We start from the raw sequence: 14,588 nt of genomic DNA on the forward strand, positions 1-14,588 counted from the left end.
CGTTCCCTTCCGATGAAAGGTTTCCCGCGATGACGCGACCGATCACCCTGTTCACGGGCCAATGGGCCGACCTGCCGTTCGAGGAGGTGGCCCGACTCGCCGGCGAGTGGGGCTACGACGGCCTCGAGATCGCCTGCTGGGGCGATCACCTCGACCCCTGGCGCTGGGACGACGAGCAGTACGTCCAGGGCAAGCTCGACGTGCTCCAGCGCCACGGCCTGAAGGTGTGGACGATCTCCAACCACCTCAAGGGCCAGGTCGTCTGCGACGACCCCATCGACCAGCGCCATCGCGACATCGTGTCCGACCGCGTGTGGGGCGACGGCGACCCCGAGGGCGTCCGCCGGCGCGCCGCCGAGGAGCTGAAGAACACCGCCCGCCTGGCTTCCGCGCTGGGGGTGAAGACCGTCACCGGCTTCACCGGGTCGAGCATCTGGAAGTACGTCGCGATGTTCCCGCCCGCCACCGAGGAGATGGTGGATGCCGGGTACCAGGACTTCGCGGACCGGTGGAACCCGATCCTCGACGTCTTCGACGAGGTCGGCGTGCGCTTCGCCCACGAGGTGCATCCCTCGGAGATCGCCTACGACTACTGGACGACGAAGCGGGCGCTCGAGGCCATCGGGCACCGCGAGGCGTTCGGGCTGAACTGGGACCCCTCGCACATGGTGTGGCAGGACATCGACCCGGTCGCGTTCCTGTGGGACTTCCAAGACAAGATCTTCCACGTGCACTGCAAGGACACGAAGAAGCGTCTGTCGAACGGCCGCAACGGCCGCCTGTCGTCGCACCTGCCGTGGGCGGACCCCCGCCGCGGCTGGGACTTCATCTCCACCGGCCACGGAGACGTGCCGTGGGAGGACGCCTTCCGCATGCTGAACGCGATCGGCTACGACGGCCCGCTGTCGGTCGAGTGGGAGGACGCCGGCATGGACCGCCTCGTCGGAGCGCCCGAGGCGCTCGGCTTCGTGCGGAAGCTGTCGTCGTACGAACCGTCGGGGGCGGCGTTCGACGCGGCATTCAGCCGGCGCTGACCCGGGGGGGGCTGAACGGGGGGGGCTGAACGGGGGGCTGGTCGGAAGCGGGGAGGAGGGCCGGGTGCGCACGCATCCGGCCCTTCGCTCTGCAGGGTCGGGGGACCGGACGCGGCGATCGGCTCGGGCTCACCCGCGCCCCGCGGACTCCGGGCGGCGCCGCGCCGCCGCGTCGTCAGCCCCGCGCCGGCAGTCGCCGGTCGAGCCACGCGAGGAGGTCGGCGCGGACGGCATCCTGCTCTCGCTCCGCGAAGATCTCGTGCCGCGCGCCCGGATAGACCAGCGTCGTGACGTCGGTGAGACCCGACCGGTCGCGGAAGGCGTCCGCCAGCCGGTGGACGCTGCGCGGACCGCCCACGGTGTCGTCGCGACCGACCATGAGCAGTATCGGCACGTCGTGGCCGAGATCGCGCCGCGGCCGACCGAAGAGCTTGGCCGCCTCGAGGGGTCCGAACAGCTTCATCAGCGGCTCCGAGGTCGTCAGGGGGTCGGCGACGAAGTCGCGGCCCACCTGCTCGTCGCTCGAGAGCCACTCCATCCCCGACCCGCGCACGTGCTTCCACGGGGCGTTGAGGTCGCCAGCGTTCAGCGCCCCCGGCCAGCGGAGGGCGGACCCGCTCAGCACGACGGCGTCGTAGGCGTCCGGATGCCGGTCCAGCAGCATCTGCGCGAGGAACGACCCCCACGAGTGGCCGAGGAGGACCAGCGGCAGGTCGGGATGCGCCTCGCGGATGAGCTGCGTGAGGGTCCACACCGCGTCGCGCGCGGCACCGAGACCGCCGGGGCCGAGCCGTCCGAGCCGCCGGTGGTCGCCGCCCCACTGGCGGAGCCCGGTGCGCCCGTGTCCTCGATGGTCGTCGGCGTAGACCGTGTAGCCGTCGGCGACGAGGGCGTCGATGAGAGCGCCGTAGCGACCCGCGTGTTCACCGACGCCGTGCAGCAGCTGCACCACGGCCCGCGGCTCGGCGGCCTCGTGGACGTCGTAGACGATCGGGATGCCGTAGGCGTCGACGAACTCGGGCATGCGCCGAGTTTAGGGGCGAGGCGTCGTCGACGGGCGGCCGGAAGGCGCGACCGCGCGGCCGCGAAGCGCGGCATCCATTCCGTTAGCAAGACTAATGAGCTACCCTCGAAGGCAGGAACATGAATGATCGCGTCGACGAATCCCCCCTTCCCGACCTGAGTCATGACTTCAGCGCCGCGGCCTCCGAGCTGCGCATGGCAACGTTCCGTCTGGCCCGTCGCCTCCGGGCGCAGCGGGCCGTCGACACCATGAGCGACGGGCAGTTCGCCGTCCTCGCCGCCCTCACGGTGCACGGTGCGCACACGCTCGGCCAGCTGGCCGATCGTGAGCGCGTCACCGCCCCGTCGATGAACCGGACGGTGTCGTTGCTCGAGGAGGCGGGCTACATCAGCCGCACCCCCGACGAGGTCGATCGTCGCCGCGTGACGATCGACCTCACCGACTTCGGGCGCACGATCGTCGACGAGACCGTCCGACGCCGTGACGCCTTCGTGGAGGAGGCCCTCGCCGAGCTCTCCCCCGAGGAACGCGACACGTTGGCCCGCGCCGCGGTGATCATGAGGAAGGTGGCCGACAGATGAGCTCGTCGATGTTCCGGTCGCTGTCGATCTTCAACTACCGCGTCTGGTTCATCGGCGCCCTCGTCTCCAACGTCGGGGCCTGGATGCAGGCGACGGCCCAGAACTGGGTCGTGCTCACCCAGCTGACCGACAACGACGCGGCCGCCATGGGCGTGACCATGGCGCTGCAGTTTGCGCCACCGCTCCTGCTCGTGAGCGTGACGGGGTGGGTGGCCGACCGCTTCGACCGCCGCAAGCTCATCATGTGCACGCAGTCGGCGCTGCTGCTGCTGGCCGTGACCCTCGGCATCCTGTTGCTGACCGGGGTGATGACCCTGCCCATGATGTTCGGCTTCGCCCTCGCGCTCGGCGTCGTGACCGCGTTCGACAACCCCGCCCGGCAGGCGTTCGTGTCCGACGTCGTCGCCCAGGAGAACGCCTCGAACGCCGTCGCCCTGAACGCGGCGTCGTTCAACACCGCACGCCTGATCGGTCCGGCGGTCGCGGGCGTCATGATCGTCGCGATCGGCACCGGGTGGGTGTTCCTCGTCAACGCGTTCACGTTCCTGGCCATGATCACCGCCCTGCTGATCATGCGACCCCACGAGCTCGTGGTGCACCACCGCCGGGGCGGGCCCGCGCGGCTCGCCGACGGCTTCCGCTACGTCGCCCACCGGACCGACCTCGTCGTGATCTTCGTCATGGTGTTCCTGCTCGGCGCGTTCGGCATGAACTTCCCGATCTTCGCCTCCACGATGGCCCTCGCCTTCGGGCGCGGCGCCGACGGCTTCGGCCTGCTGAGCTCGTTCGTCGCGATCGGCTCCCTGACCGGCGCCCTCCTGGCCGCCCGCCGTGAACGCGCCCGTATGCGCGTGGTGATCCTGGGCGCGGGCGGGTTCGCCGTGGCATCCGCCCTCTCGGTCTTCGCCCCCTCCTACGAGACGTACGCGGCGACCCTCGTGCTGACCGGCTTCTGCGTGGTGACCACCCTGACGACGGCCAACGGCTACGTGCAGACGACGACCGACCCCGCCCTGCGCGGGCGGGTGCTCGCGCTGTACATGGCCATCCTCCTCGGCGGCACCCCCGTCGGCGCCCCCATCGTCGGAGCCGTCGCCGCCGAGTTCGGCCCGCGCGCGGCCATCGCGCTCGCGGCCGGCGTCGCCCTCGTCGCGTGCGGCATCGGCGTCACGTGGACCCTCGCCTCGGGGCGCGTGCACCGGCACGACACGAAGCGCTTCCGCCTCACCGTCGACGAGACACGGCCCATCGCCGTCGTGAACCCCGAGCCCGAGGACTTCAGCGACGAGATCGCCGGGACCACGCCCATCCCGCTCCCGCCGGGCGAACGATCGGCCCTACGCCCGCGCCACGGCGCCTGATCCGCCGCGCCGCGGGCGCGGCCGCCGTTCGCAGTCCGCTGCCGCTCGGCGCGGCTGCGCCCGACGGCTCGAGCGGACACGCAGGATCGGTCGACCCCCGAGGAACACTCACCGGCGACTCACGAGCAGATCGACGCAAGCCCCTTTCCCTCGATAATCTAGCTAGATAATCTAGCTACATGAACGGAATCCCGGACGGACGCCGCTGGGCGGGCCTCGTCTTCATCAGCATCGCCGTCTCGCTGATCATCGTCGACTCGACGATCGTCAACGTCGCCGTGCCCTCGATCGTGGAGGAGCTGAAGATCTCCTCGACCGAGGTGCAGTGGGTCCAAGAGGCCTACACCCTCGTCTTCGCCTCGCTGCTGCTGGTCTTCGGCAGCCTCGCCGACCGGTTCGGTCGACGACGGCTCATGCTCCTGGGCGTCGTCGTCTTCGCCGTCGCGTCGATCGCCGCCGCCCTCGCGCCGACCGGCGGTCTGCTCATCCTCGCCCGCCTCATCCAGGGCGTGGGCGGGTCGATGATCCTCCCGACGACGCTATCGATCATCAACGCCACCTTCCGTGGGCGCGAGCGCGGCATCGCCTTCGCCGTGTGGGGTTCCACGATCGGCGGCATGGCGGCCGTCGGCCCGCTGCTGGGCGGCTGGCTCACCACCGCGTTCTCGTGGCGGTGGGCGTTCGGCATCAACATCCCGCTCGGACTGCTCATCGCCATCGGCGTGCTGTTCACCGTCGCCGAGTCGCGCAGCGATCGCGTCGAGCGCATCGACGGTGTGGGTGCGCTGCTGTCGGTGCTGACGATGGCCCCGCTCGTCTTCGGGCTCATCGAGGGGCGCACCTACGGATGGTGGACACTCGATTCCGCCCCGACGATCGGCGACTGGACCTGGCCGCTCGCCCTGTCACCGGTCCCCCTGGCCTTCGGACTGGCCCTCGTCGCCCTCGTGGCGTTCATCGCGTGGGGCCTGTGGCGACAGCGCCGCGGAGAGCCGACCCTGCTGGCCTTCGGGCTGTTCCGCATCGCCTCGTTCCGCAACGGCAACATCGCCGCAGCCGTCGTCTCGCTCGGCGAGTTCGGCATCATCCTCGCCCTCCCGCTCTGGCTGCAGTTCGTCGTGGGCTTCGATGCGCTGCAGACGGGCCTGCTGCTGCTCTCCCTCGCGATCGGCTCGTTCGTCGCGAGCGGCATCGCCGGGGCGTTGAGCGGGCGCGTCGCCCCGGTCTGGATCGTGCGCGGGGGCCTGCTGGCGGAGATCATCGGCGTCGCCGGAGTGGCGTTCACGATCGGCCCGGATGCCACCTGGGGCCCGCTCATCCCCTTCCTCTTCGTGTACGGGGTCGGTGTCGGTCTCGCCACCGCGCAGTTGACCGGTGTCGTGCTCGCGAAGGTGCCTTCGTCGGCCAGCGGACAGGCGTCGGGCACCCAATCGACCTCGAGGCAGCTCGGGGCGGCCCTCGGCGTCGCCGTGCTCGGGACCGTGCTCTTCTCGACCACGGCGGGGGTGCTGGCATCCACCCTCGACGATCGCGGCATCCCCGCCGCCCAGCGCGACGAGGTCGTGTCGCAGGTGGTCGACAGCGCCGGCGCGGCGATCGCGGGCCTGGCCGCGTCGCCCGAGACGCAGGACCTCGCGATCAACGCCCGCGCCGCATTCAGCGACGGCACTCGCGCAGCCGCCTTCACGGCGGCGGGCTTCCTCGTGCTCGGGCTCGCCTCGACGGCGACGCTCGGCGCGGGCGCGCGGCGTCGCGAGGGCGCGGAGGAGAGGATCGACGAGAGGGCGTGAGCGTGGCGAGCTCGCCCGGAGCCCGCGGGTCAGGCGTCGACGCCGGCGATCTCTCGGAGGATGGCGAGGTGACTCCGCCACGCCGTGCGACCCTCCGCGGTCATGGTCAGGGAGGTGCGCGGCATCTTGCCCGCGAACGACTTCCCGACCGAGAGGTATCCCGCCGCCTCGAGCGCCGACACCTGCTTGCTCAGCGCGGAATCGGTGACCTCCACGGCATCGCGCACTTCCTTGAAGCTCAGGGTCGTCGCGCGGTCCAAGGCGGCCATGATCGAGAAGCGCACGGAGTTCTGGAGCAGGTCGTCGAGACGGTGCCGTGGATGCCGGGCAGCCGTGGTCATGAGCGAGCCTCGCGCGCCGCGCAGACGAGGGAGACGAGCAGGACGACTCCGGATGCCACGCCCGCGAGCAGCACAGACCCGTGCGCCCAGATGACGACGGCCAGGGCGATCGCGTAGGAGGCGAACCACGCGGCGATGTACGCGGTCCACCGGCGACTGCGGGCGAACGCGGCGCGCCCCTGGATGCTGATGACGAAGAAGAGCAGCAGTGCGAACGTCACGGCCAGGGTGCCGACGTAGGCGAGAGCGAACGCATCGCCCGTCGCGAGGGCCATGGCGAAGGTCCCCATGGACGTCGCCACGCCCAGCGCCACGATGAAGGTGATGTAGGGCCAGCGGGTCGCGTCGTGGGCGGACCTGCTGAGGCGCTCCGCGCGGGCGAGGAGGGTTCGGGCTTCGGAAGCGGTGACCGCGGGGTGGGCGTCCATGGGAGTCCTTTCGACCCCTTCAGTCTTGCAAGTACTTTCCTTTATGGCAAGTACTTTCTCCCACCCGGTCTACGATGCGGGGAAGGAGACGAACTCCGCCCCCGCATCGCGCTCGGCCCGGACGTCGCCCGGTCCGTCAGACGCGCGCGTCGACCGCCTGGTCGCCGACCGGGACCAGACGCGTGAGCTGCGTCACGTGGCGCGGCTCGAGCTCCTCGAGCGACGAGACGCCGAGCAAGGTCATGGTGCGCTCGATCTCGCTCCGCAGGATCGCGATGGTGCGGTCGACGCCCTGACGTCCACCGGCCATCAGGCCGTAGAGGTACGCGCGCCCGATGAGGGTGAACTTCGCCCCCAGGGCGATGGATGCCACGATGTCGGCGCCGTTCATGATGCCCGTGTCGACCATGACCGTGGCATCCTTCCCGACCTCGCGCACGACCTTCGGCAGCAGGTGGAACGGGATCGGCGCGCGGTCGAGCTGGCGACCGCCGTGGTTGGAGAGCACGATGCCGTCGACACCGCGGTCGACCAGGCGCGCGGCATCCTGGACGTTCTGCACGCCCTTGACGACGATCTTGCCCGGCCACATGCCACGGATGACGTCGAGGTCGTCGTAGCTGATCGTCGGGTCCATGGCGGCGTTCAGCAGTTCGCCGACGGTGCCACCGGTGGTGCTGAGCGAGGCGAATTCGAGCTTGGGCGTCGTGAGGAAATCGATCCACCACCACGGGCGCGGGATGGCGTTGACGATCGTGCCGACCGTGAGCTGCGGCGGGATCGAGAAGCCGTTGCGCTTGTCACGCAGGCGGGCGCCGGCGATGGGGGTGTCGACGGTGAACTGCAGGGTGTCGAAGCCGGCCTTGGCGGCGCGCTCGACGAGGCCGTACGAGATGTCGCGCTGCTTCATGACGTACAGCTGGAACCAGTTGCGCCCGACGGGGTTGGCCGCCTTGACGCCCTCGATCGAGGTGGTGCCGAGCGTCGACAGGGTGAACGGGATGCCGGCGGCCGCCGCAGCCGACGCCCCCGCCGTCTCGCCCTCGGTCTGCATCAGGCGCGTGAAGCCGGTGGGCGCGATGCCGAAGGGCAGCGCCGAGGGGCCGCCGAGGATCTCGCACGAGGTGTCGACGTTCGCCGCGGGACGCAGGATGTCGGGGTGGAACTCGACGTCCTCGAACGCGCGGCGGGCCCGGTCGAGCGAGAGCTCGCCTTCGGCGGCGCCGTCGGTGTAGTCGAAGGCCGCCTTGGGGGTGCGACGCTTTGCGATCGTGCGGAGGTCGGCGATCGTCAGCGCCGCGTCGAGGCGGCGCTTGCGCGCGTCGAGCTCGGGCTTCTTGAACTGCATGAGCTCGAGGAGCTCGCCGACTTTGGGGAGCTGTCGCTGCACCATGGAGATCTCTCTTTCGTGTGGTCTGACCACATAGTACGCCCCACCCTCGCGGGCGGGAAGGGGCTCAGGGGCGGGGAGCGAATCGCCGCGGAGGGAAGGCGTCGGCGACGCGCTGGCGCAGGTCGTCGAGCGAGGCGTCACCGCCGAAGCAGCCCAGGGCGCGCGCCTGCACGAGCACGTTGCCCAAAGCGGTCGCCTCGACGGGACCGGCCAGCACCGGAAGGCCGCTGCGGTCGGCCGTCGCCTGGCAGAGGAGAGCGTTGAGCGCACCCCCGCCGACGAGGTGGATGACGTCGACCTCGCGTCCGGCCAGATCGCCCGCGGTGCGCACGGCGCGGGCGAAGGCGTCGGCGATGCTCTCGACGATGACCCGCGCGAACGCCGCGCGTGCCTCGGCGCGGGGCTCCGGCATCCCGAGCAGGGCCGCGATGCGCGCCGGCATGTCACCCGGGGCGGCGAGCGAGGGGTCGTCGGCGTCGAACAGGCGCGCGGGCGTCGGGACGGTCGCCGCCTCGGCGAGCAGGTCCGGCAGGTCGACCGGGGCGCCGTCGCGCTCCGACCAGGCCCGCACCGTCTCGCTCAGGAGCCACAGTCCCGTGACGTTGTGGAGGAACCGCACGCGAGAGTCGACCCCGCCCTCGTTCGTGAAGTTCGCCGCGCGGGCGGCATCCGTCACGATCGGCGCGGAGAGCTCCAGACCGACGAGTCCCCAGGTGCCGCACGAGATGTAGGCGGCGTGCGGCGTCGACAGCGGCACGGCGACGATCGCCGACGCCGTGTCGTGCGATCCGACGGCGACCACGGGCAGGCCCGGCGCTCCCGAGCCGGCGACCCCGATCGTCTCACCCGGGTCCACGAGCGGAGGCAGAACGGACGACGGGATGCCGAGCGCCTCGGCGAGCGCGAGATCCCACTCCCCCGTGCGCACGTCGAGGAGCCCCGTCGTCGAGGCGTTCGTGCGCTCCGCGACGCGTCGCCCGGTGAGCCGCTCGGCGAGGAGATCGGGGATGAGCAGGCTCGTCTCGGCGTCGACGACGCGGGGGTCGGCGGCGTACTGGTAGAGCGTGTTGAACGGCAGGAACTGCAGACCGTTGCGTCGATAGAGCTCCTCGAACGGAACGACCGCGTGCGCGGCATCCACCCCGCGTGCGGTGCGCTCGTCGCGGTAGTGGAAGGGCTCCGCGAGCAATCCGTCCGGGCCGAGCAGGCCGTAGTCCACCGCCCAGGAGTCGATGCCGACGCTCTCGATCGACGGCTCTCTGCGCCGCGCTTCGGCGAGCCCCTCGCGCACGTGACCCCACAGGGCCTCGACGTCCCAGTGCCAGCCGTCTGCGCGCTGCACCGGACCGTTCGGGAAGCGCGCGACCTGCTCGAGCTCGAGCACGCCGTCGCCGACCCGGCCGATCATCACGCGACCGCTCGTCGCGCCGAGGTCGACGGCCGCGACGGCGCGGATGCCGCCGCGCGCCGGGGAGCCCGCGGTCTCCCCGCTCATCGCAGGAAGGCCGCGGCGACGCCCGAGTCGACGGGCACGTGCAGGCCGGTCGTGCGCGAGAGCTCGGGTCCGGTGAGCACGAACACCGCGTCGGCGACGTTCTCGGGGACGACCTCGCGCTTGAGGATCGTGCGGTTGGCGTAGAACTGACCGAGGTCCTTCTCGTCGACGCCGTAGGTGGCGGCGCGGTTGGCGCCCCAGCCGGCGGCGAAGATGCCCGAGCCGCGCACGACGCCGTCGGGGTTGATGCCGTTCACGCGAACGCCGTGCTCGCCGAGTTCGACCGCGAGGAGTCGCACCTGGTGCGCCTGGTCGGCCTTCGTCGCGGAGTAGGCGATGTTGTTCGGGCCGGCGAAGACGCTGTTCTTCGACGAGATGTAGATGACGTCTCCGCCCATCTTCTGCTCGATGAGGGCCTTGGCCGCCGCCTTCGACACGAGGAACGACCCCTTGGCCATGACGTCGTGCTGCAGGTCCCAGTCCTTCTCGGTGGTCTCCAGCAGCGGCTTCGACAGCGAGAGCCCCGCGTTGTTCACGACGAGGTCGATGCCGCCGAAAGCGAGGACCGTGGCGTCGATCGCGGCCTGCACGCCCTCGGCATCCGCCACGTTCGCGGCGACCCCGATCGCGACGTCGGTCGAGCCGAGCTCGGCCGCGACGGCCTGGGCCTTCTCGAGGTCGAGGTCGGCGACGACGACGCACGCGCCCTCGGCGGCGAGGCGGGTCGCGATGGCCTTGCCGATTCCGGATGCCGCTCCCGTGACGAAGGCGATGCGCCCCTGGTGCGTCTTCGGCTTCGGCATGCGCTGGAGCTTGGCCTCTTCCAGCGCCCAGTACTCGATGCGGAACTTCTCGGCATCCGAGATCGGCGCGTAGGTCGACAGCGCTTCCGCGCCGCGCATGACGTTGATCGCGTTGACGTAGAACTCGCCCGCCACGCGCGCGGTCTGCTTGTTCGCGCCGTACGAGAACATGCCGACGCCCGGCACGAGCACGATGAGCGGGTCGGCGCCGCGGATCGCGGGGCTGTCGGCATCCGCGTGCGCGTCGTAGTACGCCTGGTAGTCCTCGCGGTACGCGACGTGCAGCTCCTTCAGACGCGCGATCGAATCCTCGACCGAGGCGTCGGCCGGCAGATCGAGGATCAGCGGCTTGACCTTGGTGCGCAGGAAGTGATCGGGGCAGCTCGTGCCGAGTGCGGCGAGGGCGGGAGCCTTCTCGGATGCCAGGAAGTCGAGCACGACGTCGGAGTCGGTGACGTGACCGACCATCGGCTTGTCGGTCGAGGCGAGACCGCGGATGGTGGGGGCCAGGGCCGCGGCCTTCGCGCGGCGCTCGGCCTCGGGCAGGGCGGCGAAGCCCGCGCGCACCCCGCCGAACGGTTCGGCCGCACCGTGCTCGTCGATGTAGGCCTGCGCGGTGTCGATGATCCACAGGCTGTTGCGCTCGGCCTCCTCGGAGGTGTCGCCCCATGCCGTGATGCCGTGACCGCCCAAGATGGTGCCGATCGCCTGGGGGTTCTTCTCCTTGATCGCGGCGATGTCGAGACCCAGCTGGAAGCCCGGGCGACGCCACGGCACCCACACGACCTTGTCGCCGAAGATGGTCGAGGTCAGCGCCTCGCCGTCGGCGGCGGTCGCGATCGCGATGCCCGCGTCGGGGTGCAGGTGGTCGACGTGGGCGGCATCCACGAGTCCGTGCATCGCGGTGTCGATCGAGGGGGCGGCGCCCCCCTTGCCGTGCAGGCAGTAGTCGAAGGCCGCGACCATCTCGTCTTCGCGCTCGATGCCGGGGTAGACGTCGACGAGCGCGCGCATGCGGTCGAGCCGCAGCACCGCGAGGCCCTTCTCGGTGAGCGTTCCGAGGTCTCCCCCGGAACCCTTGACCCACAGCAGCTCGACCGGCTCCCCGGTGACGGGGTCGATGTCGGTGCCCTTGGCGGAGGTGTTTCCGCCGGCGTAGTTGGTGACCTTCGGGTCGGAGCCGAGGCGGTTGCTGCGCGCGACGAGGTCGGCGGCGGTGGAGCTGGTCATGACGTTCCTCACGGGTGAGAGCGACGGGAAGGAGAACCGGGGCGGCGGTGATTCAGGGCCCACCGCCCCGGTGGTCGAAGGTCCGTCGGCGGGCCGACGGTGGGAGGAGGGTCGAGACGGTGGTGAGGCCGCCTCGAGGCCCGGGGCAGCGGGTGACGCGCCGCCCCGGGAGTCGATCAGGCGCCCCAGCCGGCCTGGGTGCCGCCGACGCGCTCCTCGGCGATGCGGGGCAGGTAGCCGGATGCCGCGAATGCGGCCATCGGGTCGGCGGGAAGCCCGCGCGACTCACGCCACTCGGCGAGGGCCGGGCGCACGTCGGTGTAGAAGGCGTCCATGAGCACCGCGTTGGCGCCGAGCACGTCATTCGCCTGCTGCGCGGCATCCAGAGCGTCGCGGTCGATGAGGAGCGCCCGCGCCGTCATCTCCTGCACGTTGAGCACCGAGCGGATCTGCCCGGGGATCTTGTCCTCGATGTTGTGGCACTGGTCGAGCATGAAGGCCACGTCGGGGTTGTTCAGGCCCCCGCCGCGCACGACCTCGGTGAGGATGCGGAACAGCTGGAACGGGTCGGCCGCGCCCACGATGAGGTCGTCGTCGGCGTAGAAGCGCGAGTTGAAGTCGAACGAACCGAGCTTTCCGAGGCGCAGGAGCTGCATGACGATGAACTCGATGTTCGTGCCCGGCGCGTGGTGACCGGTGTCGAGGCACACCATCGCCTTGTCGCCGAGCGAGGCGACCTGGGCGTAGGAGGTCCCCCAGTCGGGAACATCGGTGTGGTAGAACGACGGCTCGAAGAACTTGTACTCCAGCACGAGACGCTGGTCGTCGCCGAGGCGGGCGTAGATCTGCTGCAGCGAGTCCTGCAGGCGGTCCTGGCGGCCGCGCATGTCGTTCTGGCCGGGGTAGTTCGAGCCCTCGGCGAGCCAGATCTTCAGGTCGCGCGAGCCCGTGGCATCCATGACGTCGATGCAGGTGAGGTGGTGGTCGATGGCCTTGCGCCGGATGCGCTCGTCGTGGTGCGTGAGGGCGCCGAACTTGTAGTCCTCGTCCTGGAAGGTGTTCGAGTTCACCGTGCCGAGCTTCACGCCGAGGTCCTCGGCGTGGCGGCGGAGGGCCGTGAAGTCGTCGACGAGATCCCACGGGATGTGCAGGGCCACCGAGGGGGCGAGCGCCGTCAGGCGGTTGACCTCGGCGGCATCCGCGATCTTCTCGAACGGGTCGCGGGGCGTCCCGGCGGTGGGGAACACGCGGAAGCGCGTGCCGGAGTTGCCGAACGCCCAGGAGGGCAGTTCGATGGCCTGACCTTCGAGGGTGGAGAGGATCTCGGGAGACAGCGTCGTCATGGGCGGGTGCTTTCGGTCGGGGCGGATGCCGAGGACTCGGCGTTGACGGAGGGAACGGATGCCGCGGGCGCGGCCGCGGCGAGCTGATCGGCGAGGTGGAACACCTCGGTGAGCGTGGTCGCCGCCTGGTCGGGGCGCCCGTCGAGGCCGAGGAAGAAGGGGGCCATCTCGGCCTCCCATGCGGCTGCGACCGGGGACGCGGCGAGATAGGCCTGCGCGGCCGCGTCGTCGTCGGTCTCGTAGTAGCCGATGAGGCGTCCCCCCGCACCGAGGAAGAGGGAGTAGTTGCGACGACCGGCTGCGGCGATCTCGGCGAGCATGTCGGCGCGGACCGGGGTATGGCGGGCGACGTATTCGTCGACCCGCTCCGGGTGGACACGGAGTTCGAAGCAGACGCGCGTGGTCTGTGCGGACATGGGGTGGGTTTCTCTCCCTCGAGAATGAATCGTTTCATCGCACGATACCACAGCGCGTCGGACGGTGCGATATCGTCAACGGATCATGGCGGTGAAGATCAAGGACGTCGCGGCGCACGCGGGTGTCTCGGTGGGGACCGTCTCGAACGTGCTGAACGGTCGCGCGACCGTCTCGCCCGCCGCCGTCGAACGCGTCCGCGCCGCGATCGACGCCCTCGGCTACGTCCGCAACGACGCCGCCCGGCAGTTGCGGGCGGGACGCAGCCGATCGCTCGCGCTCATCGTGCTCGACGTCGGCAACCCCTTCTTCGCCGCGGTAGCGCGCGGGGCCGAGGCCCGCGCCGCCACCGACGGGTACATCGTGCTGCTCGGCTCGAGCGGTGCGGACGGCGACCACGAGCGCCTCTACCTCGACCAGTTCCGCGAGCAGCGCGTCGCGGGCGTGCTGCTCACCCCGGCCGACGCCGACGGCGACGTCGTGGAGCATCTGGCGTCGGCCGGCATCCCGGTCGTGCTCGTCGACGAACAGGCCACCGCGGGCGAGGTGTGCACCGTCTCGGTCGACGACGTCGAGGGCGGCCACCTCGCCGTCGCCCACCTGCTCGCGCAGGGGCGGCGACGCATCGCCTTCGTCGCCGGCCCCCTCGCCACCCGCCAGGTCGCCGATCGCCTCACCGGCGCGCGCCGCGCGGTCGCCGAGGTCGAGGGCGCCACGCTGGAGATCATCGAGACGGCCGCCATGACGGTCCTCGCCGGCCGCGCGGCCGGTGAGGGGCTGCGCGAGCGCTCCGACCGCCCCGACGCCGTCTTCGCCGCCAACGACCTGCTCGCCGTCGGGGTGCTGCAGGCGCTCACGATGCTCGGCGACATCCGCGTGCCCGACGACATCGCCCTCGTCGGATACGACGACATCGACTTCGCCGCCGCCACCGTCGTGCCGCTCACCTCGGTGCGTCAGCCCGCCGAGGAGATCGGCTCGACCGCCGTCGATCTGCTGCTGCGCCAGCTCGACGGCGAGCTCGACCCCGCCGAGCGCCAGGTGCGCTTCCGGCCCGAGCTGGTGGTGCGGGCGTCGAGCGGGTAGCGCTGTCGCGCGGGCCGGTCGGCCGTCCCCTCGCGCGGGCCGGGTGCGCTCCCGCGAGCCGGTCGGCCCGCCCCGTCAGGCGCCTCCGCTCCCACCGTTGAGCGTCCAGAACACGCCGTACACCGCCCCGCGGACTCGGCGTGTTCTGGACACTCAACGGGAAGCCCCCCCCCCCCCCCCCCCCCCCGGGGGGGGGGGGGGGCCCCCCCCCCCCCCCCCCCCCCCACGCGGTAAGTGGGCGCGGCGGCGCCCCGCTCGGCCGGGG

Annotated in this window: 13 protein-coding genes; 5 read left to right on the forward strand and 8 right to left on the reverse strand. The window is 71.2% G+C overall.

The genetic code is table 11. The features are described from left to right. The first annotated feature begins 29 nt into the window (after positions 1-29). The gene (locus ACFZA2_RS17075; RefSeq protein ID WP_315994446.1) at positions 30-1,034 is read left to right on the forward strand and encodes a sugar phosphate isomerase/epimerase family protein; all 1,005 of its coding nucleotides are present in this window, start codon (positions 30-32) and stop codon (positions 1,032-1,034) included. Positions 1,035-1,209: 175 nt separating this feature from the next. Here ACFZA2_RS17075 and ACFZA2_RS17080 read toward each other — a convergent pair whose 3' ends face one another. After that, entirely contained in the window at positions 1,210-2,058 is an 849-nt protein-coding gene (locus ACFZA2_RS17080) for an alpha/beta fold hydrolase (protein WP_391407191.1), read from the reverse strand. Positions 2,059-2,177: 119 nt separating this feature from the next. Between ACFZA2_RS17080 and ACFZA2_RS17085 the strand changes: the two genes are divergently transcribed. The 3 genes from ACFZA2_RS17085 to ACFZA2_RS17095 all read left to right on the forward strand — a co-directional run bounded on the left by ACFZA2_RS17085 (position 2,178) and on the right by ACFZA2_RS17095 (position 5,790). Next, entirely contained in the window at positions 2,178-2,639 is a 462-nt protein-coding gene (locus ACFZA2_RS17085; protein ID WP_391407193.1) for a MarR family winged helix-turn-helix transcriptional regulator, read from the forward strand. Continuing rightward, on the forward strand, positions 2,636-4,000 hold the full coding sequence (locus ACFZA2_RS17090; RefSeq protein ID WP_391407195.1) for an MFS transporter: 1,365 nt from the start codon (positions 2,636-2,638) through the stop codon (positions 3,998-4,000). The genes ACFZA2_RS17085 and ACFZA2_RS17090 overlap by 4 nt, the downstream gene beginning before the upstream one ends. Before the next feature lie 179 nt (positions 4,001-4,179). Further along, positions 4,180-5,790: a DHA2 family efflux MFS transporter permease subunit gene (locus ACFZA2_RS17095; RefSeq protein WP_391407197.1), complete on the forward strand. Its 1,611-nt coding sequence runs from the start codon at positions 4,180-4,182 to the stop codon at positions 5,788-5,790. A 29-nt stretch (positions 5,791-5,819) separates the two neighbouring features. Here the strand turns inward: ACFZA2_RS17095 and ACFZA2_RS17100 are convergent, their stop codons facing one another. The 7 genes from ACFZA2_RS17100 to ACFZA2_RS17130 all read right to left on the reverse strand — a co-directional run bounded on the left by ACFZA2_RS17100 (position 5,820) and on the right by ACFZA2_RS17130 (position 13,239). After that, complete coding sequence (locus tag ACFZA2_RS17100; protein WP_391407199.1) at positions 5,820-6,131, reverse strand: winged helix-turn-helix domain-containing protein; 312 nt, start codon at positions 6,129-6,131, stop codon at positions 5,820-5,822. Then, entirely contained in the window at positions 6,128-6,559 is a 432-nt protein-coding gene (locus ACFZA2_RS17105; protein ID WP_391407201.1) for a chemotaxis protein CheY, read from the reverse strand. The genes ACFZA2_RS17100 and ACFZA2_RS17105 overlap by 4 nt, the downstream gene beginning before the upstream one ends. 136 nt (positions 6,560-6,695) lie before the next feature. Next, positions 6,696-7,952, reverse strand: a complete 1,257-nt coding sequence (locus ACFZA2_RS17110; RefSeq protein ID WP_391407203.1) for an alpha-hydroxy-acid oxidizing protein — start codon at positions 7,950-7,952, stop codon at positions 6,696-6,698. A 64-nt stretch (positions 7,953-8,016) separates the two neighbouring features. Then, positions 8,017-9,447 carry a rhamnulokinase family protein gene (locus ACFZA2_RS17115; protein WP_391407205.1) on the reverse strand — a complete coding sequence of 477 codons (1,431 nt, stop codon included), beginning with the start codon at positions 9,445-9,447 and terminating at the stop codon, positions 8,017-8,019. Next, entirely contained in the window at positions 9,444-11,480 is a 2,037-nt protein-coding gene (locus tag ACFZA2_RS17120; RefSeq protein WP_391407207.1) for a bifunctional aldolase/short-chain dehydrogenase, read from the reverse strand. The genes ACFZA2_RS17115 and ACFZA2_RS17120 overlap by 4 nt, the downstream gene beginning before the upstream one ends. A gap of 176 nt (positions 11,481-11,656) precedes the next feature. After that, positions 11,657-12,823, reverse strand: coding sequence for an L-rhamnose isomerase (gene rhaI / locus ACFZA2_RS17125; protein ID WP_391407208.1), 1,167 nt, complete (start codon positions 12,821-12,823; stop codon positions 11,657-11,659). Then, positions 12,820-13,239 carry an L-rhamnose mutarotase gene (locus ACFZA2_RS17130; protein ID WP_315994429.1) on the reverse strand — a complete coding sequence of 140 codons (420 nt, stop codon included), beginning with the start codon at positions 13,237-13,239 and terminating at the stop codon, positions 12,820-12,822. Before ACFZA2_RS17130 ends, rhaI begins: the two co-directional genes overlap by 4 nt. Positions 13,240-13,324: 85 nt before the next feature. Between ACFZA2_RS17130 and ACFZA2_RS17135 the strand changes: the two genes are divergently transcribed. Beyond that, entirely contained in the window at positions 13,325-14,323 is a 999-nt protein-coding gene (locus ACFZA2_RS17135) for a LacI family DNA-binding transcriptional regulator (RefSeq protein ID WP_391407209.1), read from the forward strand. Positions 14,324-14,588: the final 265 nt, after the last annotated feature.

It is taken from the genome of Microbacterium sp. NPDC007973 (assembly GCF_042958465.1).
Classification (GTDB): domain Bacteria; phylum Actinomycetota; class Actinomycetes; order Actinomycetales; family Microbacteriaceae; genus Microbacterium; species Microbacterium galbum.

What these genes read in the sequence shown, in the direction of transcription:
- ACFZA2_RS17075 (WP_315994446.1), top strand. Translation starts at nt 30, where the DNA reads ATGACGCGACCGATCACCCTGTTCACGGGCCAATGGGCCGACCTGCCG.
- ACFZA2_RS17080 (WP_391407191.1), bottom strand. Translation starts at nt 2,058, where the DNA reads ATGCCCGAGTTCGTCGACGCCTACGGCATCCCGATCGTCTACGACGTC.
- ACFZA2_RS17085 (WP_391407193.1), top strand. Translation starts at nt 2,178, where the DNA reads ATGAATGATCGCGTCGACGAATCCCCCCTTCCCGACCTGAGTCATGAC.
- ACFZA2_RS17090 (WP_391407195.1), top strand. Translation starts at nt 2,636, where the DNA reads ATGAGCTCGTCGATGTTCCGGTCGCTGTCGATCTTCAACTACCGCGTC.
- ACFZA2_RS17095 (WP_391407197.1), top strand. Translation starts at nt 4,180, where the DNA reads ATGAACGGAATCCCGGACGGACGCCGCTGGGCGGGCCTCGTCTTCATC.
- ACFZA2_RS17100 (WP_391407199.1), bottom strand. Translation starts at nt 6,131, where the DNA reads ATGACCACGGCTGCCCGGCATCCACGGCACCGTCTCGACGACCTGCTC.
- ACFZA2_RS17105 (WP_391407201.1), bottom strand. Translation starts at nt 6,559, where the DNA reads ATGGACGCCCACCCCGCGGTCACCGCTTCCGAAGCCCGAACCCTCCTC.
- ACFZA2_RS17110 (WP_391407203.1), bottom strand. Translation starts at nt 7,952, where the DNA reads ATGGTGCAGCGACAGCTCCCCAAAGTCGGCGAGCTCCTCGAGCTCATG.
- ACFZA2_RS17115 (WP_391407205.1), bottom strand. Translation starts at nt 9,447, where the DNA reads ATGAGCGGGGAGACCGCGGGCTCCCCGGCGCGCGGCGGCATCCGCGCC.
- ACFZA2_RS17120 (WP_391407207.1), bottom strand. Translation starts at nt 11,480, where the DNA reads ATGACCAGCTCCACCGCCGCCGACCTCGTCGCGCGCAGCAACCGCCTC.
- rhaI (WP_391407208.1), bottom strand. Translation starts at nt 12,823, where the DNA reads ATGACGACGCTGTCTCCCGAGATCCTCTCCACCCTCGAAGGTCAGGCC.
- ACFZA2_RS17130 (WP_315994429.1), bottom strand. Translation starts at nt 13,239, where the DNA reads ATGTCCGCACAGACCACGCGCGTCTGCTTCGAACTCCGTGTCCACCCG.
- ACFZA2_RS17135 (WP_391407209.1), top strand. Translation starts at nt 13,325, where the DNA reads ATGGCGGTGAAGATCAAGGACGTCGCGGCGCACGCGGGTGTCTCGGTG.